The sequence below is a fragment of the Bengtsoniella intestinalis genome, assembly GCF_039719005.1.
In the GTDB taxonomy this organism is placed as follows: domain Bacteria; phylum Bacillota; class Clostridia; order Oscillospirales; family Oscillospiraceae; genus Oscillibacter; species Oscillibacter intestinalis.
In genome coordinates this window covers 2,310,935-2,335,586 of sequence record NZ_CP133584.1, presented here as the reverse complement: position 1 = coordinate 2,335,586, position 24,652 = coordinate 2,310,935, and the positions used below count along the sequence as shown (strand labels likewise).

General features: G+C 51.8%; 21 protein-coding genes. 5 read left to right on the top strand and 16 right to left on the bottom strand.

Annotation, left to right across the window (positions count from 1 at the left end; all coding sequences use genetic code 11):
- The first annotated feature begins 124 nt into the window (after window positions 1-124).
- The 4 genes from dnaB (at window position 125) to ftsH (ending at window position 5,275) form a co-directional block, all read left to right on the top strand.
- Window positions 125-1,477 carry a replicative DNA helicase gene (gene dnaB / locus RFF05_RS11190; RefSeq protein WP_409967174.1) on the top strand — a complete coding sequence of 451 codons (1,353 nt, stop codon included), beginning with the start codon at window positions 125-127 and terminating at the stop codon, window positions 1,475-1,477.
- The gene (tilS, locus tag RFF05_RS11185) at window positions 1,461-2,759 is read left to right on the top strand and encodes a tRNA lysidine(34) synthetase TilS (protein WP_409967173.1); all 1,299 of its coding nucleotides are present in this window, start codon (window positions 1,461-1,463) and stop codon (window positions 2,757-2,759) included. The genes dnaB and tilS overlap by 17 nt, the downstream gene beginning before the upstream one ends.
- Entirely contained in the window at window positions 2,752-3,303 is a 552-nt protein-coding gene (hpt, locus tag RFF05_RS11180; protein ID WP_409967172.1) for a hypoxanthine phosphoribosyltransferase, read from the top strand. The genes tilS and hpt overlap by 8 nt, the downstream gene beginning before the upstream one ends.
- A gap of 187 nt (window positions 3,304-3,490) precedes the next feature.
- A complete protein-coding gene (gene ftsH, locus RFF05_RS11175) occupies window positions 3,491-5,275 on the top strand; it encodes an ATP-dependent zinc metalloprotease FtsH (protein WP_409970109.1) in 1,785 nt (594 codons plus the stop codon).
- An 89-nt stretch (window positions 5,276-5,364) separates the two neighbouring features.
- Here ftsH and RFF05_RS11170 read toward each other — a convergent pair whose 3' ends face one another.
- From RFF05_RS11170 to arcA, 3 genes are all read right to left on the bottom strand, one after another.
- Window positions 5,365-6,747 carry a YfcC family protein gene (locus RFF05_RS11170; RefSeq protein ID WP_409967171.1) on the bottom strand — a complete coding sequence of 461 codons (1,383 nt, stop codon included), beginning with the start codon at window positions 6,745-6,747 and terminating at the stop codon, window positions 5,365-5,367.
- A gap of 70 nt (window positions 6,748-6,817) precedes the next feature.
- Window positions 6,818-7,816 (bottom strand): ornithine carbamoyltransferase, encoded by a 999-nt coding sequence (gene argF, locus RFF05_RS11165; protein ID WP_409967170.1) that lies wholly within the window; start codon window positions 7,814-7,816, stop codon window positions 6,818-6,820.
- Window positions 7,817-7,944: 128 nt separating this feature from the next.
- Window positions 7,945-9,177: an arginine deiminase gene (gene arcA / locus RFF05_RS11160; RefSeq protein WP_409967169.1), complete on the bottom strand. Its 1,233-nt coding sequence runs from the start codon at window positions 9,175-9,177 to the stop codon at window positions 7,945-7,947.
- 342 nt (window positions 9,178-9,519) lie between these two features.
- Between arcA and RFF05_RS11155 the strand changes: the two genes are divergently transcribed.
- Window positions 9,520-11,034, top strand: a complete 1,515-nt coding sequence (locus tag RFF05_RS11155; RefSeq protein WP_409967168.1) for a 4Fe-4S dicluster domain-containing protein — start codon at window positions 9,520-9,522, stop codon at window positions 11,032-11,034.
- Window positions 11,035-11,318: 284 nt separating this feature from the next.
- On the opposite strand, the gene aroA is transcribed toward RFF05_RS11155, so the two are convergent.
- From aroA to RFF05_RS11090, 13 genes are all read right to left on the bottom strand, one after another.
- Window positions 11,319-12,608, bottom strand: coding sequence for a 3-phosphoshikimate 1-carboxyvinyltransferase (aroA, locus tag RFF05_RS11150; protein ID WP_409967167.1), 1,290 nt, complete (start codon window positions 12,606-12,608; stop codon window positions 11,319-11,321).
- Between the two features lie 27 nt (window positions 12,609-12,635).
- Window positions 12,636-13,592 carry a 50S ribosomal protein L11 methyltransferase gene (prmA, locus tag RFF05_RS11145; protein WP_409967166.1) on the bottom strand — a complete coding sequence of 319 codons (957 nt, stop codon included), beginning with the start codon at window positions 13,590-13,592 and terminating at the stop codon, window positions 12,636-12,638.
- Window positions 13,589-14,470 carry a DegV family protein gene (locus RFF05_RS11140; RefSeq protein WP_409967165.1) on the bottom strand — a complete coding sequence of 294 codons (882 nt, stop codon included), beginning with the start codon at window positions 14,468-14,470 and terminating at the stop codon, window positions 13,589-13,591. The genes prmA and RFF05_RS11140 overlap by 4 nt, the downstream gene beginning before the upstream one ends.
- A gap of 17 nt (window positions 14,471-14,487) precedes the next feature.
- Window positions 14,488-15,018, bottom strand: coding sequence for a DUF1836 domain-containing protein (locus tag RFF05_RS11135; RefSeq protein ID WP_409967164.1), 531 nt, complete (start codon window positions 15,016-15,018; stop codon window positions 14,488-14,490).
- Window positions 15,019-15,123: 105 nt separating this feature from the next.
- Window positions 15,124-16,473, bottom strand: a complete 1,350-nt coding sequence (gene mnmE / locus RFF05_RS11130; protein WP_409967163.1) for a tRNA uridine-5-carboxymethylaminomethyl(34) synthesis GTPase MnmE — start codon at window positions 16,471-16,473, stop codon at window positions 15,124-15,126.
- Window positions 16,474-16,536: 63 nt separating this feature from the next.
- The gene (locus RFF05_RS11125) at window positions 16,537-17,403 is read right to left on the bottom strand and encodes a DMT family transporter (protein ID WP_409967162.1); all 867 of its coding nucleotides are present in this window, start codon (window positions 17,401-17,403) and stop codon (window positions 16,537-16,539) included.
- Window positions 17,404-17,434: 31 nt separating this feature from the next.
- Window positions 17,435-17,818, bottom strand: coding sequence for a nucleotidyltransferase substrate binding protein (locus RFF05_RS11120; protein ID WP_409967161.1), 384 nt, complete (start codon window positions 17,816-17,818; stop codon window positions 17,435-17,437).
- Window positions 17,799-18,095: a nucleotidyltransferase domain-containing protein gene (locus RFF05_RS11115; RefSeq protein ID WP_409967160.1), complete on the bottom strand. Its 297-nt coding sequence runs from the start codon at window positions 18,093-18,095 to the stop codon at window positions 17,799-17,801. The genes RFF05_RS11120 and RFF05_RS11115 overlap by 20 nt, the downstream gene beginning before the upstream one ends.
- A gap of 134 nt (window positions 18,096-18,229) precedes the next feature.
- Window positions 18,230-20,380 carry a polyribonucleotide nucleotidyltransferase gene (locus tag RFF05_RS11110; RefSeq protein ID WP_409967159.1) on the bottom strand — a complete coding sequence of 717 codons (2,151 nt, stop codon included), beginning with the start codon at window positions 20,378-20,380 and terminating at the stop codon, window positions 18,230-18,232.
- 183 nt (window positions 20,381-20,563) lie between these two features.
- A complete protein-coding gene (gene rpsO / locus RFF05_RS11105; protein WP_409967158.1) occupies window positions 20,564-20,830 on the bottom strand; it encodes a 30S ribosomal protein S15 in 267 nt (88 codons plus the stop codon).
- A 173-nt stretch (window positions 20,831-21,003) separates the two neighbouring features.
- Window positions 21,004-22,887 (bottom strand): hypothetical protein, encoded by a 1,884-nt coding sequence (locus tag RFF05_RS11100; RefSeq protein ID WP_409967157.1) that lies wholly within the window; start codon window positions 22,885-22,887, stop codon window positions 21,004-21,006.
- Complete coding sequence (locus tag RFF05_RS11095) at window positions 22,862-23,758, bottom strand: ABC transporter ATP-binding protein (protein ID WP_409967156.1); 897 nt, start codon at window positions 23,756-23,758, stop codon at window positions 22,862-22,864. The genes RFF05_RS11100 and RFF05_RS11095 overlap by 26 nt, the downstream gene beginning before the upstream one ends.
- Window positions 23,755-24,117, bottom strand: a complete 363-nt coding sequence (locus RFF05_RS11090) for a GntR family transcriptional regulator (protein WP_409967155.1) — start codon at window positions 24,115-24,117, stop codon at window positions 23,755-23,757. Before RFF05_RS11090 ends, RFF05_RS11095 begins: the two co-directional genes overlap by 4 nt.
- Window positions 24,118-24,652 lie beyond the last annotated feature (535 nt).

Genomic DNA, 24,652 nt, shown 5'->3' with positions numbered 1-24,652 from the left:
TAATTACGGATGCCTTACGGACGGCGGGGTCAAGACCCCGCCCTACGGAGTAATGGGGGAATGCGTAGGGCGGGGTCTTGACCCCGCCGTCCCCTGTTGTTGATTCACCCAAGGAGGTCGCCCTATGGCTCTTGACGATTTATTATTGCGCCAGCTTCCCCACAGTGTAGAAGGGGAGCAGGCGGTGTTGGGCTCTATGCTCATCGCCCCCGATTGCATCAAAGATGTGATGGATAAACTGCGCCCTAACGACTTCTATCTCACCCACAACCGTGAGATTTTTGAAACCATCTATGCCATGTTCACCTATGCCCGTCCCATCGATGGGCTGACCGTGGCGGCAGAAATGGAGCGGACAGGGGTGTTCCAAGAAAACGTCACCCGTGGCTATTTGGCGCAGTTGATGGAAACCACCCCCACCGCCGCAAACGTGATGGCCTACGTGGGGATTGTCCGTGACAAAGCCCTGCTCCGTGGTGTGGCAGAAGCCGCAGGCGATATCACCGCCATGGTGCAAGAGGGCATTGGGGAATCCAGTGAAATTCTGGAAGCCGCCGAGCAAAAAATCTACGCCATTCGCCGCGGACAAAGCGCCCAAGACATGGTCACCGTCCGTCAGGTTCTCCCAGAGGTGCTAGATCGCTTGTCTGAAATGAGCGAGCAGGACAGCCACCTCCCCGGTTTATCTTGTGGGCTGTCTGCTGTGGACAACAAGATTTCTGGCCTGAACAAGTCTGACTTGCTATTACTGGCCGCCCGTCCCGGTATGGGGAAAACCTCGTTTGCCTTGAACGTGGCGCTGAATGTGGCAAAAAGTGCAGAGAAAACTGTGGCGGTATTTTCCTTGGAAATGTCCAGCGAACAACTGGTGACACGGCTTCTCTCCACCGAAGCTTTGGTGGAAAATTTCCGCTTGAAAACGGGCACCCTCCGTGAATCGGACTGGGTGAAAATTGCCGATGCCGCCACCAATTTAAACCGCATGGATATCCGCATTGACGACAATCCCATGCTATCGGTTGCCGACATGAACGCCAAATGCCGCCGTTTGGATAATCTGGGGCTGGTGGTCATTGACTACCTGCAATTGATGACCTCCGCTGGTGGCAAAAAAGGGGGCGGTGAAAACCGCCAACAAGTAGTGTCGGATATGTCTCGTATGCTAAAAATCATGGCAAAAGAACTGGATGTGCCCGTGATTTGTTTGAGCCAGCTGTCTCGTGCCAATGAAAAGCGGGACGACAAACGGCCCATGCTGTCGGACTTGCGTGAATCTGGTTCCATCGAACAAGATGCTGACATCGTTATGTTTTTATATCGTGACGATTACTATAATGAGGACTCGGAAAAGCGAAATATTGCCGAGTGTATCATCGCTAAAAACCGCCATGGCGAAACGGGGAAGGTGGAGCTAAAGTGGCTCCCAGAATACACCGCCTTCGCCACCTTGGAACACCATTATGACGACGACGATTGACCCTGCCATTGACTGGCTTCGCACCCATGTAACCCCCACCGATGCCATTCTCTGTGCCACCTCTGGGGGATTGGACTCCATGTGCCTTGCGCACCTACTCCATCAGTTGGGTTATCCCATCACCGTGGCCCATTATCACCACGGTTTGCGTGACGAAGCGGATAGCGACGCTACGTTTGTGGAACAGTGGTGCCGTGCCCACGCGGTTCCTTTTGTGCTAGAACGCGGAGACGTCCGCGGCTATGCCGCCGTCCATGGGTTGGGCATTGAAGAAGCGGGGCGCACCTTGCGCTACAACTTTTTAAACCGCACCGCCACCGCCTATGGTTGCCAATGGATTGCCACCGCCCACCACGGGGATGACAATGTGGAAACCATGTTGCTAAACCTCTGCCGTGGCACGGGACTGGCTGGCCTTTGTGGCATTCCTGCCATCTCTGGCAAGGTGATTCGTCCTTTTTTGGGGGTGAGTCGAGCTGATTTAGAAGGCTATTCCGTGGCAGAACACATCTCCCACATCACCGACCATACCAACGCCGACATCACCTTTGCACGGAACCGTTTGCGCCATCAGGTGTTGCCCATTTTAGAAACCATCAACCCCCAATTCGTGGCACATTTTAATCAAACTGCCACGATTTTGACCCAAGAGCAAGAATTTTTAACCACCCAAGCCAGCGCCATTGCCCGTTTGGAAACAGACCAGACCATCACCTTCCGATGGGCTGATTTAGACCCTAGTTTACCGTTGGCGCATCGCGCCGTCCACCAAGCCATTTGCCGTTTGGCTGGCAAAAGCCGAGACATCACCGCCCAACATATCACCAGCGCGTTGTCCTTGCCACGGACTGGCACGCAGGTGTCATTGCCCTACGGTTTGGTGGCAACAGCCACATCGTCCACCTTGGTTGTGGAACCGTCCGCTCCACTGCCCACATCTGCGCCGCTGATTGTGGAAAAACCTATGGACTTTGGGGCTTGGCAAGTGGTCATCAGCCGCCAAAACCACCCCCTCAGCCAAGCCATCTATTTGCCAGAAGGGTCATATACCGTCACCACATGGCAGTCTCAAGACCGCTTGGGTCAACGCACCGTAAAACGGCTCTTTTTAGACCGTGGCATTGGCTTTCAGGAGCGAGACACCTTGCCTGTGGTGCGTTTGAACGGGCAAGTTGTGGCAGTTTGCAAGGTGGGTGTCCACCCTGATTTTGTAACTACTAGGGAAGGAACTTCCCCATTTTATATTAGGTTTATAAACAAAGGAGAACATAACCATGGCTAATAGCGAAATGAATCAAGACATTTTAAAGGTGTTGGTCACCGAGGAAGAACTCCAAGCACGCGTCCAAGCAATGGGCGATGAGCTGTATGAAAAATTTGCAGGCAAAAACCCACTATTTCTCAGCGTTTTGAAAGGTTCCTTCATCTTTATGGCCGATTTGGTCCGTGCTTGCCAAGTGAAAAGTGATGTGGAATTTATCGCCGTGTCCTCCTATGAAAATGCCACCTCCTCCTCTGGTCGTGTGAAAATCACCCGCGACCTGCAAGAAGACATCACAGGCCGCCATATCATCGTGGTAGAAGATATTTTAGACTCTGGCAACACGCTTGCCTTCTTGGTGAACTATTTGAAGGCTCGCGGCGCAGAATCTGTCACCATTGTCACCTTGCTTGACAAGCCTGCACGCCGCGAAAAAGCAGTCCATGCAGACCTTGCTGGCTTCACCATTCCCGACGAATTTGTGGTGGGCTATGGCTTAGACTTTGCCCAACGCTATCGCAATGTACCCTACATCGGCGTTCTACGCCCCGAAGCTTATGCTTAAAATTATGTAATAAGTAAAAAGTAAGAGTGAATAAGTGCGGTGTGGCTTCGCCACGATTTTAATTTATCGCCTATGGCGACACCTTACCTATTACTTCTTACTTACTCACTCTTACTTCAACTAACCCTAGGAGGTCACTAGATTGACAAAACGTAAGTCCTCATTTAATATCGGCTTTTTCATTGTGATGTTGCTGATTTGTGCCTATTATCTGTTCCAAATGAACAGCCAAACCAGTCGTCTTAGCTATGCCCAAGTGCGCCAATTATTCACCCAAGAGCAGGTGGAAAGCTTTGTGATTTACGACAACACCTTGCAAATGACCCTCCGTGGGGAAGGGGTTGACGGCACCACTGTATACCACGAGCTGTACGATTTCGACTTGTTCTACGACGATCTCAATACGTTGGTTTTACAGCAAGAATCTACGGGCATCATCACCAGTTATGATTATTACGCCGACCATTCCACCAATTGGTTTGAGCTGTTGGCGCCCTATCTGTTGCTAGGGCTGATTCTTTTCGGCCTGTGGTATTTGATGGCGCTCAAAGCCCAAGGTGGCGGAGGCGGTGGCATGAGTGGCATGAACAAGTTTGGCTCCGCCACCACCAAGTCTCTCAGCGACAAAGACAAAGAAATCACCTTTGACGATGTGGCAGGGGCAGACGAAGAAAAAGAAGAGCTGGAGGAAATTGTAGAATTCCTCAAAAACCCTGACAAATTCTCCGCACTGGGCGCGCGCATTCCCAAGGGTGTGCTGTTAGTGGGCCCTCCCGGCACTGGTAAAACCTTGCTGGCCAAGGCCGTGGCTGGGGAAGCCGGGGTGGGCTTTTTGTCCATCTCTGGTTCTGACTTTGTGGAGCTATATGTGGGTGTGGGCGCAAGCCGTGTCCGTGACCTGTTCAAAGAAGCGGTGAAGCAAGCACCTTGCATCATCTTCATCGACGAAATCGACGCTGTGGGTCGCCAACGTGGTACTGGTGTGGGTGGCGGTCACGATGAACGCGAACAAACCTTGAACCAATTGCTTGTTGAAATGGACGGCTTTGCCGCCAACGTGGGTGTGGCAGTCCTTGCCGCCACCAACCGTGCCGACGTGCTAGACCCTGCCTTGCTCCGTCCCGGTCGATTTGACCGCCAAGTGTATGTGGGCTTGCCCGATATCAAAGGCCGTGAAGAAATTCTGGGCATCCACACCCGTAACAAGCCTTTGGCTGACGATGTGGTGCTAGGTGATTTGGCGAAAGCCACCGCAGGCTTCACGGGTGCCGATTTGGAGAACTTGGTCAACGAAGGCGCCTTGCTGGCCGCACGGAAAAACCGCCCCTTCATCACCATGGAAGATTTGCTCTCTGCCCAAATCAAGGTCATCGCTGGCCCTGAGAAAAAGAGCCGCGTTGTCCCCGAACACGAGCGTCGCCTGACCGCCTTCCACGAAGCAGGTCACGCCGTGGTAATGCACTGCCTACCTGACCAAGACCCTGTCAGCCAGATTACCATTGTCCCCCGTGGCATGGCTGGTGGCATGACCATTTCCCTGCCCCAAGAGGATCGTTCCTACCTTTCTAAACGATACATGGAACACCAAATTGTGGGTCTTTTAGGCGGTCGCGTGGCAGAAGCTTTGTGCCTTGGCGATATCTCCACTGGGGCATCTAACGATATTCAGCGTGCCAGTCGGATTGCCCACAAAATGGTCACCGAATACGGCATGAGCGAGAAAATCGGCACTGTCTCCTTTGAAAGTGGCAGTGAGGTGTTCATCGGTCGCACCATGAGCCAAGGTCGCAGTTATTCTGAAGCTATGGCGGCAGAAATCGACCAAGAAGTCCGCGCCATTGTAGACACTGGCTATACCCATTGCCAAGAGATTTTGACCCAAAATCGAGAAAAACTGGAACAAGTGGCAGGGTATTTGTTAGAACACGAAACCATGGAAAAAGAAGCCTTCATCCAAGTGATGAAAGGGTAAGAATAGAATAAAAGAACGGACGACCACAGGTCGTCCCTACGGATGATATGTAGGGGCGACCTGTGGTCGCCCGTTTTTACGGAAATTTGCTATATCATCGTTCCCACGGCTAAAAATCCCACTATCAATACAGCATATCCCAACACCAATTTCCAGACAAATTGCACCCATTTGTCGTAGGGTACCTTGCCGAATGCTAGCGCGCCCATGACCACGGCGGCTGTGGGGGTGATTAAATTCACCAAGCCAGATGCCGATTGAAACGCCGTGACAATCAGCGCCCCACCCACCCCAGAAAAAGCGCCGATGGGTGCCAAAATAGGGATGGACAAGGTGGCTAGCCCAGACGAGGAGGGAATCAGCACCGACAGAGGCAGGTAAATGGCAAACACCAACAGCACAAACGTGATAGAGCTGGCGCCAGAGAGGGCTTCCTCCCCCCAATGGAGAACGGTGTCGGTGATGTTGCCGTCACGCATCAACACCGTGATACCACGGCTGATGCCGATGATGAAGGCCACCCCCAGCATCTCGCAACTGCCGTCTACGAACGTTTTGGTCAGCTGTTCCTCTTTCAGTCCAGACACCAGCCCCACCACCGTGCCCATCACCAGATATAGCGCCGCCAAATCGGGGAACCACCAGTGGAGCGTGGGCAGCGGTACACCCAAATCTTCAAAAGGGATGACCCCGTAAACCATGGTGGCAAAGGTCAGGCCAAACAGCGCCAACACAAAGGTTTGTTTGTGGGTGAGTGGTGGTGGGGTGTCGGTGGTTTTCGCCACAGGTGCCATGGATTTACACAGGGAAGCCACAGGATTTTTGTACACCTTATTGGCATAAGACATAACGTACCAAATGGCGATGGCTTCCAACACCACAAAGATGGCAAGTCGCAACATCAGTCCGTCACCTAGCGACACCCCAGCAAAGCCAGAACCAATCCCTGTGGCAAATGGGTTCACCGTGGAACCAATAACCCCAGCCCCAGCCCCTAGTAAAATCACGCCAATCCCTACCAGTGCATCGTAACCCGTGGCAATGAACACAGGGATTAAAAGGGGATAAAAAGCCATAGTCTCTTCCCACATCCCGTAACAGGTTCCACCAAGACCGAAGAAAATCATCAAAATAGGAATGAGAAACCGCTGTTTATCCCCTAATTTTGCAATCAATGTGGCAACACCAGCATCAATGGCACCTGTGTGCATCACCACCCCTAAAAAGCCACCCACCATGAGAATGAACACGCAGATGTCCACCGCATCCCCAAAGCCAGCGAACGGCGCTTTGAGCACATCGCCAATGCCTTGAGGCTGTGGCTCCACGCTGTGATAGGAGCCAGAAATGGGCACCCCATCTTCATACGTGTACGCCCCTGATGGAATGACCCATGTGCTCAGCGCCACCAAAACAAGTAATGCAAAGAGAATGGTGTAAGCTGTGGGCATAGAAAAAGCAGGTTTTTGCAAACAGTATCGCCTCCTTGGTAGTCGTTTTTGGGGAACGGGCGACCACAGGTCGCCCCTACAAAAGTGCAGTTTAACTCCCCATGGTTGCCACCAAAATGGCTTTGATGGAGTGCATACGGTTTTCCGCCTCATCGAACACCACGCTGTGGCGAGAACGGAACACCCCATCGGTGACCTCTTGAATATCCACCCCTTTGTCTGCCCACTCTTTTGCCATTTTTGTCTCCAAATCGTGGAAGGAGGGCAGACAGTGCATATACAATACTTCAGGATTTTGGGTGGCACGAAGGGTATCCATGGTGACACGGTAAGGGGAAAGCAACTTGGCGCGGGCGGGAATCAAATCTTCTTCCCCCATAGACGCCCAGATGTCGCCGTAAATCACATCTGCGTCTTTCAAGCAGTCCATATTGTCAGTGAGCTCAATGATGGCACCTGTCCGCTCTGCTGTTTTTTGGCATTGCTGTAACACAGTTTGGTCGGCTTCGCCCACCAAGGATTTTGGTCCCAAGCCCACAAAGTGCATTCCCATTTTAGCCGCACCCATCATCCAAGCATAGCACATATTGTTGCGCACATCTCCGGGGAACACCACCTTCACCTTGGCAAGGGGCTTGGCGCAATGCTCTTCAATGGTCATCATATCCGCTAGGATTTGGGTGGGGTGGTCGGCATCGGTGAGTCCGTTCCACACAGGCACCCCAGCGTGTTGGGCAAGGGTTTCCACCACGGATTGGTGGTAGCCACGATACTCAATGCCGTCGAAAAATCGCCCCAACACTTTGGCAGTGTCTTCAAGGCTTTCCTTTTTCCCCATTTGTGAGCTGGCGGCGTCTAAAAAGGTAACGTGAGCCCCTTCTTGGCTGGCGGCTACCTCGAAAGAACACCGTGTCCGTGTGGAGGTTTTTTCAAACAAAAGCACAATGTGCTTGCCTTCCAACGTTGGACGGTGGATGCCAGCACGGCGCTTGGATTTCAAATCATGACCTAAATCTAAAAGATAGCGGATTTCGCTGGTGGAAAAATCCTGTAAAGTGAGAAAAGAACGACCGTGTAGGTTAGTTGACATAATATTTCCTCCTAGTAAATAACTAAAAACTAAAAGTGAATAGTGAAAAACTATCGCCCACGGGGCGAGAAAGGGCACGCTCCGCCGCAGCGGATAGTTTTTCACTCTTAGTTCTTAGTTCTTAGTTCTTAGTTCGTAACATCCTCACGCACCAAGGGCATGGACATACACCGCGGACCACCGCGACCTCGGGACAATTCCGCACTGGGAATCACATGAATCTTCACGCCAGCGTCTTCTAGTGAACGATTGGTCACATGGTTGCGAGAGTAAACCACAACCTCACCGGGGGCGATGGCAAGGGTGTTACTCCCATCACTCCACTGCTCACGGGCGGCATCGATTTCACTCCCTTGGCCACAAGGGATGAGGGTCACGTTGTCCAATTCTAAATGCTCTTTTAAAATATCCTCCAAGCGCCCATCTTCTTGGGTGATGGTCATAGCACCATCTTTCCCCAGTTCCATGACAAAGACGGTGATACTGGATAAAATGTTGGGATGGACGGTAAATTTATCCCTGTCCACCATGGTGAACACCGTGTCAAGGTGCATAAATGACCGTGTTTTGGGGATATTAAAGGCCAAAACCTTTTTGAAGGTTTTACTTTTGGCGAGAATGGTTTCTGCCAGCTGATCGATGGAATCCTCTTGTGTTCGCTGGGAAATCCCCACCGCCAACACCTGTGGCGACAGCACCAAAATATCCCCACCCTCTAGGGAAGAACGCTCCCCACGGTCATACCATTTGGGGGCATTGCGATAGGTGGGATGATGCTCAAAAATAAACTTGCCGAACAACGTTTCACGGTTTCGAGTGGTGGTGTGCATTTTGTGGAGGGACACCCCAATGCCGATGGTGGCGAAGGGGTCTCGGGTGAAATAAAGGTTTGGCAGAGGATCGATGGCAAAGGGATAATCGGTTTCCACGGCGCTGAGATAGTCCCCAAGTTTGGCGCCGCCAGCGCTGTTTAAGGACGATTTGCGCACCCCAGCCATCATGGTTTCCACCAGTTGGCGGTCATCCATATCGCCCAAATACCGCTCTAAACTCTCTCGCAGACGTGGCTCTTGGATGTTGGCTTCTGTGAGAAATTGAAACATCAGCTCCTGCCGCACAGCATCGTCGGTGATGGACTGGAGCACCAAATCCGTCAGATACACCACCTCCACCCCTTGGCTACGCAAACAATCGGCAAAGGCATCGTGCTCACGTTGCGCCTCTTTCAAATAGGGGATGTCGTCAAAGAGCAACCGCTCTAAATACTCTGGCATGAGATTTTCCAGCTCGGCCCCTGGTCGGTGGAGCATGACCTTTTGTAACCGTCCAATTTCAGACGTATTGTGAATACCTGTATGCAATATGGCTCACTCCTTTATTCGTTTTCACAGGTAGTGTGCCTCTGGGTTCGGCATTTTATACAACGAAAAATGTGCAGATTTTCCCCAACACTCACAAAAAAAGCAGTCAAATTTAACAATGCTTTCTTGAGATTTTTTAAGAAATATACAAAAGTTTAGCATAAAACTAAAAAACTACGGCAAAATTTTAACAATGTGTCATTGAATTTGTAGCCTTTACCAAAAATGGAAAAACCAGTCAGGTTAGTATTGAAAAATTCATATTGTTTTTATATAATAAACACTGTCAGCGTGTACTATCTCCCACTGGGAGACATTTGAAATAAAACGGAGGAAACAAGTGTGAGAGGTGTTCACAGTGCCGTGGATGATATCCGCCGCAACGTATTTACCGAGGTAGCCAAAATGGCCTATGAAGGCGATGACTACTCCAAGGTCAACCATATTCCCTATAATATTATCAAAGGGGACGTGGCACAGCACAGAAGCAACGTGTTTTTGGAACGTGCCATTGTCAAAGAACGGGTTCGTCTAGCCTGTGGTCTGCCTGTGCGTACCATGGACGATGCCAACCCCACCAGCGAAGGCATTGAGCGTGCAATCGAATCCAACGACCGCTATTTCCAAGAGCCACTGGTCAACATCATTCCCTTTGCTTGCAATGCCTGCCCCACCAAGCGCATCCAAATTACCGACGGGTGCCAAGGTTGCCTCTCTCACCCTTGTATGGCCGTATGTCCCAAGGACGCCATTTATTTGGACGAAAACAAGCGCTGTCACATTGACCAAGACAAATGTATCAAATGTGGCAAATGCGTGACCCAATGTCCTTATCATGCCGTCCATAAAATCGAACGCCCCTGCGCCGCCGCCTGCGGCATGGACGCCATTGAAACAGACGAACTAGGGCGTGCAGTGATCAACCAAAATAAGTGCGTGTCCTGCGGTATGTGCTTGGTCAACTGTCCCTTTGCTGCCATTGCCGACAAGAGCCAAATTTTGCAGGTCATCACCTCTATTAAAAAAGGCGAAAAAGTGTTTGCCTGTGTGGCACCTGCCTTTGTTGGGCAATTCAAGGCCCGTTCCTCTCAACTCCGCCAAGCTGTGAAACTGTTGGGCTTTGAAGATGTGGTGGAAGTGGCCATCGGTGCCGACCTATGTACCAAAGAAGAAGCCCATGACTTCTTGGAAAAAGTCCCCAACGAACAACCTTTCATGGCAACCTCTTGTTGCCCTGCATGGTCGATGATGGCGAAAAAGCTGTTCCCCGACATGAAAGACTATATCTCCATGGCACTGACCCCCATGGTCATCACCGCCCGTATGGTCAAGCAACAGCACCCCGACGCAAAGGTCTGTTTCATTGGGCCTTGCGCTGCGAAAAAGCTGGAGGCCAACCGCCGCTCTGTCCGCTCTGATGTAGACTTTGTGCTGACCTTTGAAGAGCTACAAGGGATGTTTGACGGCAAGGGTGTGAACCCTGACGAGATGGAACTCATCGAAGAAGAAAGCCTCCACGAAGGCACCGCCATGGGTCGTGGCTTTGCCGTGGGTGGTGGTGTAGCCGCCGCCGTGGTGGAAGCCATTGGTCACATTGACCCTGATATCCAAGTCATGACCGACTATGGTGATGGCTTGCGTGAATGTAAAAAAATGCTGATGCTGGCCAAGGCTGGCAAGCGCAACGGCTACTTGCTAGAAGGCATGGGTTGCCCCGGCGGCTGTGTGGCTGGTGCTGGCACCATCCGCCCCGTCCGTGAAACCGCTGCTGAAATTGAACGCTTTAAAAAGAGAGCCGACAAAGTCAGCTCCCTAGACAGTGAATATCAAGATTGGTTGCACAAAGTAACTGAATAAGAACAAAAACCGTCGTTTACCTATGGTAAACGACGGTTTCAGGCTGTCAAAAAAGACGCCTTTTGGGCGTCTTTTTTGACAGCCTGAAAATCGCCCAAATGCAAAGTTTGAAAATGACGAAATTTCATTGCATTTTTTAAATTTTTAGATGTTAAAAATTTCGGTTTGGGGCGATTGATTTAACGCGAAGGGGCTCTGCCCCCTCGCACTCCCCCGTTTTTAGTTATTTGACACGCTGAAACCGTCGTTTACCTATGGTAAACGACGGTTTTTATTGTCCTATCTCAAGCAAACAACCCTGTTTGGAAGAAGGTGGGGAAGGACACATCCACGCAGTGGGCGTCTTGGATGGCGGTTTCCCCCTCTGCCACCAGCCCTGCAATGGCGAAGGCCATGGCAATGCGATGGTCTAAATGGCTTTGGATCGTAGCGCCGTGGAGCTTACCAGTGCCATGAATAATCATGCCGTCGTCGGTGGCGGTGATGTCTGCACCCATGGCCTTCAAATTGGAGACCACAGTGTCAATGCGGTTGGTTTCCTTCACCTTCAACTCGGCGGCATCTTTGATGATGGTGGTACCCTCTGCCATGGCCGCCATGACGGCGATGACAGGGATTTCGTCAATCAAGGTGGGAATCAAATCTCCACCGATGGTGATGCCATAGAGCTTACTGGTAGATACTTGGATGTCGGCAATGGGCTCCCCACCTGCAAGGCGGGGATTTCGCAATTCCACGTTGCCTCCCATTTGTTGGCACACAGCAATCATCCCAGCACGGGTGGGGTTGGTGCCTACATTTTGGATGGTGAGGCAACTATCTTTTGCCAGCAAACCTGCTGCCATGAAATAGGCCGCAGAGGAAATGTCACTGGGGACTTGAATGTCTTGGGCGTACAGCTCAGCGCAAGGTTGCACCGTGGCGCAGGGTAGGCCTGTTTCAGCGTCCACCCCAGCGGCGATGTCAGCCCCGAAGGCTTTGAGCATCAACTCGGTGTGGTTGCGAGACAAGGTGGGTTCCACCACTGTGGTTTCCCCTTGGGCATACAGCCCAGCCAACAACACCGCAGACTTCACCTGTGCAGAAGCCACAGGTGACACATAGCGGATACCCGTCAGGGGATGGGGGTTCACCTGCAACGGCGCACAGCCAGCAGTTTCAAGAGACACCAACTCTGCGCCCATTTGTGCCAATGGCACTTGCACCCGACCCATGGGACGGGAGTTGAGGGAGTCGTCCCCCGACATGGTAGCAGAAAAATCTTGCCCAGAGAGCAGACCACATAAAAGTCGCGTGGTGGTGCCACTGTTACCCACGTCCAAGATGGTTTCTGGCTTGCTCAGGCCACGGAGCCCTTTGCCATGGATGGTGATTTCATTGCCATTTTCTTCAATTGCAATGCCCATTTTGCGGAAGCAATCAATGGTAGACAGGCAGTCTGCCCCAGTTAAAAAGTTGGTGACATGGGTGGTGCCCTTGGCAAGGGCGCCAAACATCACCGACCGATGGGACACAGATTTATCACCGGGGACGCTATAAATGCCACGCAGGTGGCCATTGGGACGAACAATCATCAGATAATCCTCGTTTTTGCGGTTTTTTTACAGTTTGCAGGTGAACGCGCACCAACCCTCTCGCTGTTGACGCTCTACAATGTGCCAGCCGTCGGCTTTCAAGCCAGCTTCCACTTCGTCGCCACGGTCATCGATGATGCCTGAGCAAAGGAAGGTGCCGCCCTCAGCAATCAAACCTTGGCAGGGCTTGGAAATGGCCAAAATCACATCAGCCACAATGTTGGCAACCACCAAATCATAGCCAGTACCGATGGCAGTTTGCAAGGTTTTGTCGGTGAGAATATCCCCAGATAAAACCGTATAGGTGGCAGGGGTGATGCCGTTCAAGGCGGCATTTTCATAAGCAACCTTATGGCACAGAGGGTCAATATCGCAACCCACGGCAGACTTTGCCCCTAATTTCAACCCTGCAATAGACAAAATACCACTGCCACAGCCCAAATCCAGCACTTTTTGCCCCTGTTGCACCAGTCGTTCCATGGCGGTGAGACACAGCCGTGTGGTGGTGTGGGAACCAGTACCAAAGGTGAGACCGGGGTTTAAAATCAGAGAAACCCGACCATCCATGGTGGTTTGTTCCCATTCAGGGACAACCAAAAGGCGGTCGCCAATTTCCATAGGTCTGTAGTATTTTTGCCAGCTGTATGCCCAGTCCTCTTCTTCCAAGTTTTCCAGTGTCATCAGCAGAGAACCCCAATCCTCTTGGGATTTCTTCACCGTTTCCAGTGCCAGACGCACCAGTGCAATGGTGGAAAAGCCAGTTTCATCGGCTTCCACGTAGAAAGTGATGCGAGATTTGCCAGCCATGTCTCGGCTTAAATCCTCGTCCACATAGTCCCAGCATTGGCGATTTTCTTCTAAAAAGGTTTCAAATTCTTGTTCATCTTCAATGACCAGACCGTCGATGCCCATGGTGGACAGCAGAGTTTCAAGCCCCTCTAACCCATGGTGGACGGTGTCAATTTTCACCCCAATCCAACTCATCGGCTTGCCTTGCCTTCAAAGAACACAGCCATAGTACCAGGGCCAACATGGCTCCCAATCACAGCGCCAATGCAGTGCACAACGATATTGTCATCGCTGACGCCTAATTTTTCTTTCAGCTGATTGGCAATCACAAAGGCCTCCTCTTCACAGTCGGCATGACCAATCATAATCAAGGACTCCTTGGGATTTTCCCACAAAGTGACTGCTTTTTTCACCAATGTATTGATGGCCGCCTTGCGACCACGTTCTTTGCCAACCGCTTCCAATTTCCCTTCTGCGTTGATGGTCAAAATTGGCTTAACCGCCAACATAGACCCCACCACAGCAGAGGTCGCGCTGATACGGCCACCGCGCTTGAGATGGTTCAAATCATCCACAGTGAACCAATGGTCGATGTACAAACGCTTTTCCAATGCAAAGTCACGGACTTGCTCCAGCGTTGCGCCCTTTTGTTGTTCTTGGGCGCACAACAATAGCAACAGCCCTTGTCCCAAAGACACGTCGCAAGAGTCAATCACCTCGATGATGCGCTCGGGGAATTCATCTCGCAATTCCGTGGCGGCAATGACTGCCGATTGATAGGTGGTGGACAGGACACCCGAAAAGTTGATGCACAAAATGTCGTCCCCTGCTTGCAAGCGTTCGCGCATGGCCTCTTCATAATTGCCCACGCTGACCGCATTGGTAGAGGGCATAGCCCCCTCACGAATCCGTGCGTACAGCGCTTGAGACGTTAGCTCACGACCGTCTAAGTAGTTGGCAAAGCTTTCTTCCCCAATGATGACCCCAAGGGGCAGGGCAGTGATATCATATTGTTCTGCCAAGGCGGCAGGTAAATCGCAACAGCTGTCGGTAAATAAGGCAAATTTCGCCATAAATCTCTTTTCCTCCGTTATTTCTTATCAGTCACGTCGCCAGCTTGGCGGCCTAATTGGTTTACATAATATTGCGTTGCCACACTGGCCGCATAACTCAGCAGGGCAAAGTGAATGGCACTGTCGGCAAGGGTGCCCTTGTCGGCGTAAGATTCCATCTCATGGGTGGTGGTCGTGATGGCGGTGTCTAGGCTTTTGCAAAATTCTTCATAGCCTGCTTGCACATTGTTACGCTGGTGCAACTCATCGCGAATCACCGTATCGATGTCCTTGGTGGCCATCACCCGTTTGAGCACGCAAACCGCCGTCAAATAGGCGATGTGCTCGCGGTTATATTTCTTCCCTTCAGCACGGGGCACCAAACCGCTTTTGGTGTAATTGTTCACCATGGCGGCCGTTAAACTGTCTTGCCCGTCGCCCAAAATCAGTTGTCGCTCCATGTAGCTGAGCACCTGATCCATATACAAGGAAAAATCAGGCAAGTGATTCCACTCCACAGGCCGTTGGTGTTTCATTTGCTCTATAAACTTGGTAAAGTCCTCTGTCATGATATAGCCCTCCCATGGTGTGATTTTCATAATTACTCATTAAAATGATACCACAACATCAGATATTTGTAAACGCATTTTCCGTCACACTCATACTATTTTTACTCATTTACCCACACAGAACCGTTCAAACAGCCGCCCCACAATGTCATCACTGGCAGTTTTGCCAGTAAGATTGCCCATAGCAGTGAGGGCTTCTTCCATATCGGTTAAAATGGCGTCAGGTGTCAAGCCCATGGCAAGTCCCTCTTGCCCACGAGAAATGGCGTCATATGCCTGTTGCACCGCTTCTTGTTGGCGCAAGTCGGTAATCATTTGCCCAGCTGGCACGTCTCCAGTGGGATAGCACATTGCCACGGCAGACTCCAGTTCGCCTAAGCCCAAACCTTCTTTGGCGCAAAGGCTAACCACCGAGCAAGGCAGCTCAGGCAGGGAAATAGCTTGTTGCAAATCGGTTTTGTTCACCACAACCAAGGTGTGGGGGGCTTGCAATGCCAAATCGATGGCCTCTTGGTCGGCAGAGGTGAAAGACTGAGATCCATCTAGCACCACCAATGCCAAATCCGCTTGAGAAACCGCTTCTTTTGACCGCTCCACCCCCATGGCTTCGATGGGGTCAAGGGTATCACGGATGCCAGCGGTGTCGATGAGCCGCAACAACACACCACCGCAAACCACACGCTCTTCCAGCGTGTCTCGTGTGGTGCCAGCCACATGGGTGACAATGGCGCGGTCATAGCCCAACAGGGCATTCAAAAGGGAGGATTTCCCCACATTGGGTCGCCCCACAATGGCAGTGGGCACCCCAGATTTGAGGATTTGCCCACGGTTGCAGGTCTGGAGCAAACGGCGAAGGGTTTGGGCAGAGGTGTCTAAGGTGCGCTGAATATCGGTGATGTTCAAATCCTCGATGTCTTCGTCGGGATAATCCACAACGGCATAAAATTGTGAGGAAATATCCAACAATCCGTCGTAAATTGTGGAAAAGTCACGACGCAAAGTGCCACTGACCTGTGCCACGGCGTGCTTGGCGGCCTCCACTGTTTCAGAGTGAATGAGGTCAATGACCCCTTGGGCTTGGGTCAAGTCCAGCTGTCCGTTTAAAAAGGCACGCTGGGTAAATTCCCCTGCCTTGGCCTGCTGTGCCCCTTGGGCAAACAGGCCGCGGAGCAAAGCTTGCATCACCACAGGGGACCCATGACAGAAAAATTCCACGCTGTCCTCCCCTGTATAGCTATGGGGTGCCACAAAGCGCACCGCCAATCCACGGTCGATGACTTGCCCCAATTCATCTAACATATCCCCATAGACCATAGTTCGTGGGGTGGCCTGAGACAGGGGATGTTTCCCTTGAAACACAGCGTCGCACAGGGCAAAGCACCCTGCCCCAGACACACGGACGATGCCGATGGCGGTGGGGTTATTTCCTGTTGCAATGGCGGCAATGATAGACATAGTGTTGTCTCCTTTTGGTTATGAATGGGGGCATGGTTGCCCCTAGCAATGGGCATTGTGGCGTTATTTTTCTGGCAAATCCGTTGCCAATCGCGAGGCCACCAATGCCACAATTAATATAATCGTACCACCAATCAGCTGGCGCACTGTGGGGATTTGCCCCAATAACACCAGCGCAAAAACGATGCTATACGGGGTTTCCAAGCTGGAGACTAGCCCCAAGGTTTGGGCGCTGACCCCTTGCTGGGCGCGGACGAATAGGGAATAGCCCAAGGCGGTGCAAATCAGCCCCAACCCTGCCACGTAGACCCAGTCCATGCCCTGTAAAAAGGTCCCTTCTTGCCACACCAAGGGCAAAGCCACCGCCACCACAATGGCATGGTGCCAAAAGCTTAGCTGTACGCCGTGATAATGAGGGGCGATTTTGCGGTTCACCAATGCCAGCAAGGCATAGGTCAAGGCACCACCCATGCCCCACAACGTGCCCACTGCGGCTTGGTTTGACAGGGTGTATTCTGGCACCGTAATCACCACGCCACAGAGCACCAACAGCGCCAGTGGCAAGCTGTATTTCCGTGGTGATTCTCCAAAGAGTAGCGGTTCTAGCACCGATAAAAAGAGGGGTGCCGTGGCAAAGGTGATGGTGGCAATGGCCACGGAGCCAATTTGCACCGACAACACAAAGAAAATCCAATGGCACGCCAACAGCAAGCCACCCAGTAAAATCAAAGGCAAATGAGACGTTTCTGGCACCATGGACTTGCCCATAAGCTTCAATGTGATGCCCAAGGCCACGCAGGAAAAGCCCACCCGACCCAGCACCACCGCAAAGGCTGACGCCTCCACCGAGGCAATGAAAATGCCAGATAAGCCGAAAAACAGCACCGATAAATGGAGCGCCACCAAGGTAGCACGATGGGGTTTGGTCATAGGGTGGAGTTCCTTTCTGTGTGGGGGTGCGTTATGCGTACAACGCTGACAACGCTTGCAAAGCGGTTAGATAGCGGTTTTCAATATCCGCCATAACAGCTGTGGCTTGGCGGTCGTCATAGATGTGAGAGGTGGTGTTTCGTGCGGTGAGCATATCAATCCAAACCGTTTGGTCGTCAATCAATTTGGTGGCATAGGCTTCTTTCAGCACCTGACGAGGGAACTGCAAATCAGCCCCCACACCTTGGTCTTGCAGGTAAACCTTCAAGGATTTCCACGCCAATTCAAAGGTAAATTCAAACCGCTGAATCACCCCATCACGGGCGGTGGTGGAGGGATGGGCATGGTATTCGTCAAGCCCTTCAGCCAAACGAAGCACCGCTTTTTGAAAGTTTTCAAGTTTCATCTGTTTCATAAATCGTCACTCCATCTGTTTTGATTTGTGCCACCAGGGCGGCGTCTGTGTGGTCATCCACCAGCACCACGTCAAACTTCAGCAAGGTGGGCAGTTCTTCCAATTGGAAGGCAAACTGCCCTTTGTTGGCTGTTGGTAATCCATACACCGCCAAGTCGATGTCACTGCGCTGGTGGTGATCACCTCTGGCACGAGAGCCAAAGAGTACAATTTTCTGGGCACCAAAGGTGGCACCTAATGTGGCAATTTGAGATAAAATAGGGGTGATATTATCCATAGGGGTACCTCCTTTTGGTGTTGCGTGTTTAAATGTGGAGACGGGACGTCGAGGACGCCGTCCCCTACGATGGGTAGGGCGGAGAAACAAACAGTGGGTGGGCGAAAGCCCACCCACTGTTTTAATTGTATCACTTATTTAATGATTTCGCCAGCGGCTTTTTTTGCTTCCACTTCACGAACAGCGTCTTTGTGAGACAGGTTCACACGACCCTTTTCGTCGATTTCCATGACCTTGACCCACATCATGTCGCCAACCTTGCAAGCGTCTTCCACTTTTTCAATGCGGCGTTCAGCCAGCTTAGAAATGTGAACCAGACCGTCCTTACCGGGAGCCAGTTCCACGAAGGCGCCGAATGCCATCAAGCGGACAACACGGCCGTAGTACAAAGTACCGACCTTGGGCACGAACACGATGTCTTCAATGCACTTTTGAGCGGCATCGCAGGATGCGCCGTCCACACCAGAGATGAAGATGGTGCCGTCGTCGTTGATGTCGATTTTAGCCCCAGTGTCAGCCACGATTTTTTGGATGACCTTACCGCCAGAACCGATGACTTCACGGATTTTGGAGGGGTCAATGTGGATGGTCAACATTTTGGGAGCGTATTGAGACACTTCGGTACGAGCCTCTGCAATGCAGGGGTTCATGATTTGATCCAGAATTTCGCAACGGGCATCATAGGTGGTGTCCAGTGCTTCACGGATGATTTCCATGGTCAAACCGTCGTTTTTCAAGTCCATTTGGATGGCAGTGATACCCTTTTTGGTACCGCCAACCTTAAAGTCCATTTCGCCGTGGAAATCTTCCACGCCTTGGATGTCGATGAAGGTGGTGAAGCCACCGTTGTCGTCTTGAATCAGACCGCAGGAGATGCCAGCCACAGGTGCCTTGATGGGCACACCAGCGTCCATCAGAGCCAGAGAAGAACCGCAGATGGAGCCTTGAGAGGTGGAACCGTTAGAGGAAACCACTTCGCTGACCACACGGATGGCATAGGGGAAGTCTTCCACAGAGGGAAGCACAGGCAACAGAGCACGTTCAGCCAGAGCACCGTGACCAATTTCACGACGACCGGGGCTACGAGCGCCACGGGCTTCACCCACAGAGTAAGAGGGGAAGTTGTAGTGGTGCATATAACGCTTTTCGGTTTCTTCCCAGATGGAGTCCAGACGTTGGTTTGCGCTCAGGGTGTCCAGAGTACAGCAAGCCAACACTTGGGTTTGACCACGGGTGAACAAGCCAGTGCCGTGGACGCGGGGCAGAACGCCCACTTCTGCGCTCAAAGCACGGATTTCGTTCTTTTGGCGACCGTCAACACGGTGACCTTCCAAGAGCCAAGCCTTGACAATCTTCTTTTGGAACTTATAGGTAAATTCTTCCAGATAGTTGTCCATGTCGGGGTATTCAGCCAAGAACAGTTCGTGCCATTTGGCAATGAGCAGGTTCCAGCGAGCTTCACGGACGTTCTTGTCGTCGGTGTCCATGGCTGCCTTAGCGTCTTCCATGGTAGCTGCCACGATTTTGTCGAACAGCTCTTGGTTGAACTCAGCATGGGGGTATTCGAACTTGGGCTTGCCAATTTCTTCCACCATGGAGTTGATCAGAGCGATGATGGTTTGGTTTGCATTGTGAGCCATTTCGATGGCCTTATACATGGTGTCGTTGTCCACTTCGTTGGCGCCAGCTTCAATCATAACAACCTTTTTGCCAGTGGAAACCACGGTGACGTCCAAGTCGGACACCTTGTTTTGTTCGCTGGTGGGGTTAAAGACCAATTCGCCTTCCACCAGACCCACCTTCAATGCGCCCACAGGGCCGTTGAAGGGAATGTCGGAGATGGACAGAGCGGCAGAAGCGCCAATCAGGGCGGCGATTTCGGGAGAGCAATCGTGGTCGGTGCTCATGACGGTAGCCATGATGGACACATCGTTGCGGAAATCATAGGGGAACAGGGGGCGCAGAGGACGGTCGATGACACGGCCAGTCAGCACACCTTTTTCGCCGGGACGGCCTTCACGACGGTTGAAAGAACCGGGAATGCGACCCACGGAGTACATTTTTTCTTCAAAGTCCACGCTGAGGGGGAAGAAATCGATGCCGTCACGAGGACGAGCAGAAGCAGTGACGCACACCAGCACACGGGTGTCGCCATAGCCCACCATGACAGAAGCGTTGGCCAATTCAGCCAGCTTGCCCACTTCCAGAGTGAGGGGACGACCAGCCAAGTCCATGGTGAAGGTCTTATGTTGAGGGTATTGACGTTGGTTAATAATGGTTGACATAATAATTCTCCTTTGTTGATTTTGGGGTTTTGTTGGGAATGTTGTGTCAACCGTTTAGCACTTGGATACATCTTCGACCCATAGGTCGAAAACAAATTCAACTGCTAAAATGAATTGACACGGTACACGGTTGGTTATTGAAAAAGGGCGATGTGGAACCCCACACCACCCTTGATTCCAATCTTACTTACGGATACCCAGCTTGGCAATCAGGGCACGATAGCGTTCGATGTCCTTCTTCATGAGGTAATCCAGCAAGCGACGACGCTTACCAACCATTTGCAGCAGGCCACGGTTGGAGTGCTTGTCTTGCTTGTTGGCACGCATGTGCACAGTCAAGTCGTTGATACGGGCAGTCAGAATTGCAATTTGCACTTCGGGAGAGCCTGTGTCGGTAGCATGGGTACGGTTGCCGTCAATAATGGCGGTCTTTTCTTCTTTACGCATCATAATGGATAAATCCACCTTTCAAAAATGTCCCCATATCACTGGGTTAAGGGTCGGTGAAGTCCGCAAAACCAGGCGATAGGGCGATTGTCGCTCTATCTGAGCGTACTGTAGTAGTGTATCACAGGTTTTGGGGTTTGTAAAGGGGAAATTTTGAATTTTTTAGGAATTTTGCATCACCCAATGGGCACCAAAGGATATTCCCTTACCGCACCCAACGACTCCACCGCCTCGATGGTATAGGTCATGGCTGGGTGCAACGGCACATGGCGCCAAGTGCCGTAGGTTGCGGTTTTTTCCACATTGCCATCAAAATAGACTTCCTCACTGAACACTTCCATAGACAGGTCGTTGTAATACCCATCGTCCTGCCATTGGGGGTCTAAAATCATGCCAGAGAGATTGCCTGCCAAAGCATCTTGTTTCAAGGCGGCGAACACGGTTTCCGCTTCTCCCTCGGTCATGCCATAGGTGTATTGATAGTCGCCGTTGGTACCGTAGAGATCCAGCTCCATGCTACCCACGTCGTCGGTCATGTCCTCCGTTTGCCAAATGCCAGCGTATTGCATTTGTGGCAAGTCCAACACGGCTTGGATGCTGTTCATCAACAGAGAACCGTCCGTCAGCTCTGCACCGTCATATTCCACGGCATAGGTGCGGTAGCACAGGGCGAAGGCGTCGTCGGCATTTTCATAATAATAGAGTTGCACGAACACATAGCCATCCACGTCATTGGTGAAGGCAATGTCTTGTTGGCGGTCTTTGTCGTCCACAATGGCTTGGTGCATGGCTAGGATGATGGCAATGTCGGCTGGGTCATCGAAGGTGCAACTGGGGCTCAGTGTGTCGCCATACATCTGCACCTTCACCGACCCCACGTCCTCCACGTCAGGCACGTAGCCTTCAATGCCCATCACATCAAAGTGCATCCCCAGACCCAGCGCCACAAACAGCGCCGTCAACACACCGCCTGCTTTCAGCCAACGCCAGCCGATGCGCATGGTTTTTTCCATTAGCATTTCGGCAATCACCAGACCAATCAGACTCACCACCGCCATGCAGGCAATGGCGATTGCCAGTTTGGTGTCAGTGCTGATGGTGTCAAAGTTATCCCACACGATTAAATAGAGGCCAAAGCCGAGGATGAGCCCAGAGCACAGCCCCATGGCGAAACGGAACAAGGGCTTCGCCCACCCAATGGCCACCACATCGCTGGCGCTTTCACTGGGGCGACGACGGTAGACCGCCAAGGACGCAAACACGAAGGCCACAGCGGCAAGACCGTACATCCCCACGGTATATTGACCGTAAATGATGTAATCAGTCAGGTTGACTGGCTCATCACCCACCCATGTCCAATCCCACCACAGGTTCAAACTGCTTTGCAGTTGCATCACTGGGGTGCACCAGTTCACCCAATCGGGCAGGGTCATGAAACTGGAGCCATAGTAAAAGATTTCTTGCAGGCCTTGCATCATGGAGTACAGAGTTGCCGCCACCGCATTGAAAATGGCGTAATAGGCCACGCCCATCCAAGTGACACCAGCGAACATCATGCAAAAGATGGCAAAGGAGAAGAAGAACAGAGTGCTTAAACTCGCCATCCACAGCCAAGTGAAAATCAGTTCCCAACAAATCATGCCACTACTGGCTTGCAAGCCAATGACGGATAGAGCCGTGATGGTCATGGTCACCACAATGTGGGTCACACCCACCGCATATTGGGTCAGGAACAACCCTTCACGGCGGAGGGGCAAAGCATGGAACATGTTCACGCTACGAGAGGTATTCATATAATAATATAGTGTCGCCGCCAACAAAATACCGAAAATGGCACCTGTCACAGGGATGGTTTGCAAGGCATCTTCACTGCTGTTCCACAGCATCCACTGTAATTCATCGGCGGTTTTCCAGCTGTTATAACTGCCATACAAATCGTCAAAAAGGGGCATGGTGTAGCTCAAAAGCCAGGTCACCACCATGGCGATGCCCACTGGCAGAGACAACCGCAAACTTTGGCGGTACAGGGTTTTATTAAAGAATGATGTCTTTGACTGCATAATCAGCACCTCCCAATTCGTAGACAAAAATTTCTTCCAAGGTCAGGGGAATGGCATCCACCAGCAAGGGCTGATAGGGTGCCAACCGCTCGGTGGCGGTTTTGGCGTCGGTGCGCATAATCAAGGTGTGCATCCGTCCAATTTTGGTGGCATGGACAATGTCCAAGTCGGCTGGCACAACCGTCATGCCATCAGGGAACACCACTTGCAATTTCACCATATTGTCTTGCAATTGGGCCAAACTACGCTCTAAGAGCACCTTGCCGTGGTCTAAAATCCCCACATGGTCGCAGACATCCTCTAGCTCACGCAAATTGTGGGACGACACTAGCACGGTGGTGCCACGCTCGGCAACATCGCCCAGTAACAGGCTCCACACTTGACGGCGCATGACGGGGTCAAGGCCGTCCACTGGTTCGTCTAAGAGCAAATAGTCGGGGCAAGCGGACAGGGACAGCCAGAAGGCCACCTGCTTTTGCATCCCTTTGGAAAGTCTCCGAATGGCACGTTTTTCGTCCATTTGGAACACTTCTTTTAGCTTTTCGTACCGTTCCATGGAGAAACCAGGGTACATCCCACGGTAAAACTTCATCATGTCACGGATGTTGGCTTGGAGGAAATAGTGCCAGTCGTCAGGGATGGTGACCACACGCTGTTTCAGGGTTTCATTTTCCCAGATGGGTTGGTTGTCGATGGACACGACACCCTTGTCTGGGCTGTAGACCCCACACAGATGGCGCAATAGGGTAGACTTTCCAGCGCCGTTGGGGCCAACGAGGCCGTACACACTGCCTTGTGGCACGGTGAGGGTGGCATTGTCTAAGGCGGTGAAGCCGTCGAAGGTTTTGGTGAGATTGTTGACACGAATCATAAGGCAGTGCCTCCTTTGAGATGTTCTAGTAATTGGTCATCGGTGACCCCCATTTGATGCAACTCGCCAACAATTTGGTGGAACTGTTGCCATAACTCCTCTTTGCGTTGGAGATGGGCGGTCAAATCCCCAGAGACGAAGCTACCCTTGCCAGCGATGGAGTAAATGTAGCCGTCGTGCTCTAGCTGGGTGTAGGCACGTTGCATGGTGTTGGGGTTGATGGCCAGTTGGGTGGCAAGGCTACGGACACTGGGGAGTTTTTCATCTGGTGCCAGAATGCCTGTCACCATCAAGCGCCGCAGTTGGTCGTAGACCTGTTGGTAAATGGGTCGTGGGTCACGGTGGTTCAGCTCAATCATAAGCTTCCCTCCTCTGTATTAACTGTACTATATCGATTAGTACAGTTAGGATAGCATGATAGAGTTGTGATGTCAAGGGAAATTTTTGAATTTGTTTCACAAAGGTGTCCTGCGGATGGTTTGTTTGCCCCTACGGGGCGGTGTCTTGCCAGACGGGCACCCCCCCAATGGTAGGGGCGACCTGTGGTCGCCCGTCTCCTGTGCGGAACTGGTTTGTTGTTTTACCCCTACGGGGCGGTCTGCTCGCCGCAGGGGCGTTCTTTTTTTATCGAAAAAAAGAACCAAAAAACGATTTTTTCACGACGACTGCGGTCGAGTGAAAAAAGGAGTTTTTACGGGGGTTCATCTCTGGAGTGCTTGGGCTTTTTGAACGGCACCGAATAGCCTGATTTGTCTCGAAGTATTCTGTCGGGCTTCGCCCTGTTGCGATGTTACAGAAAAATGGTGCCATTTCTTGGGCGTGCCTAAGGTGTGATGGGTGGTGTGGTACGGTGGCGCTGAGCGCCACCGTACCACACCACCCATCACACCGCAC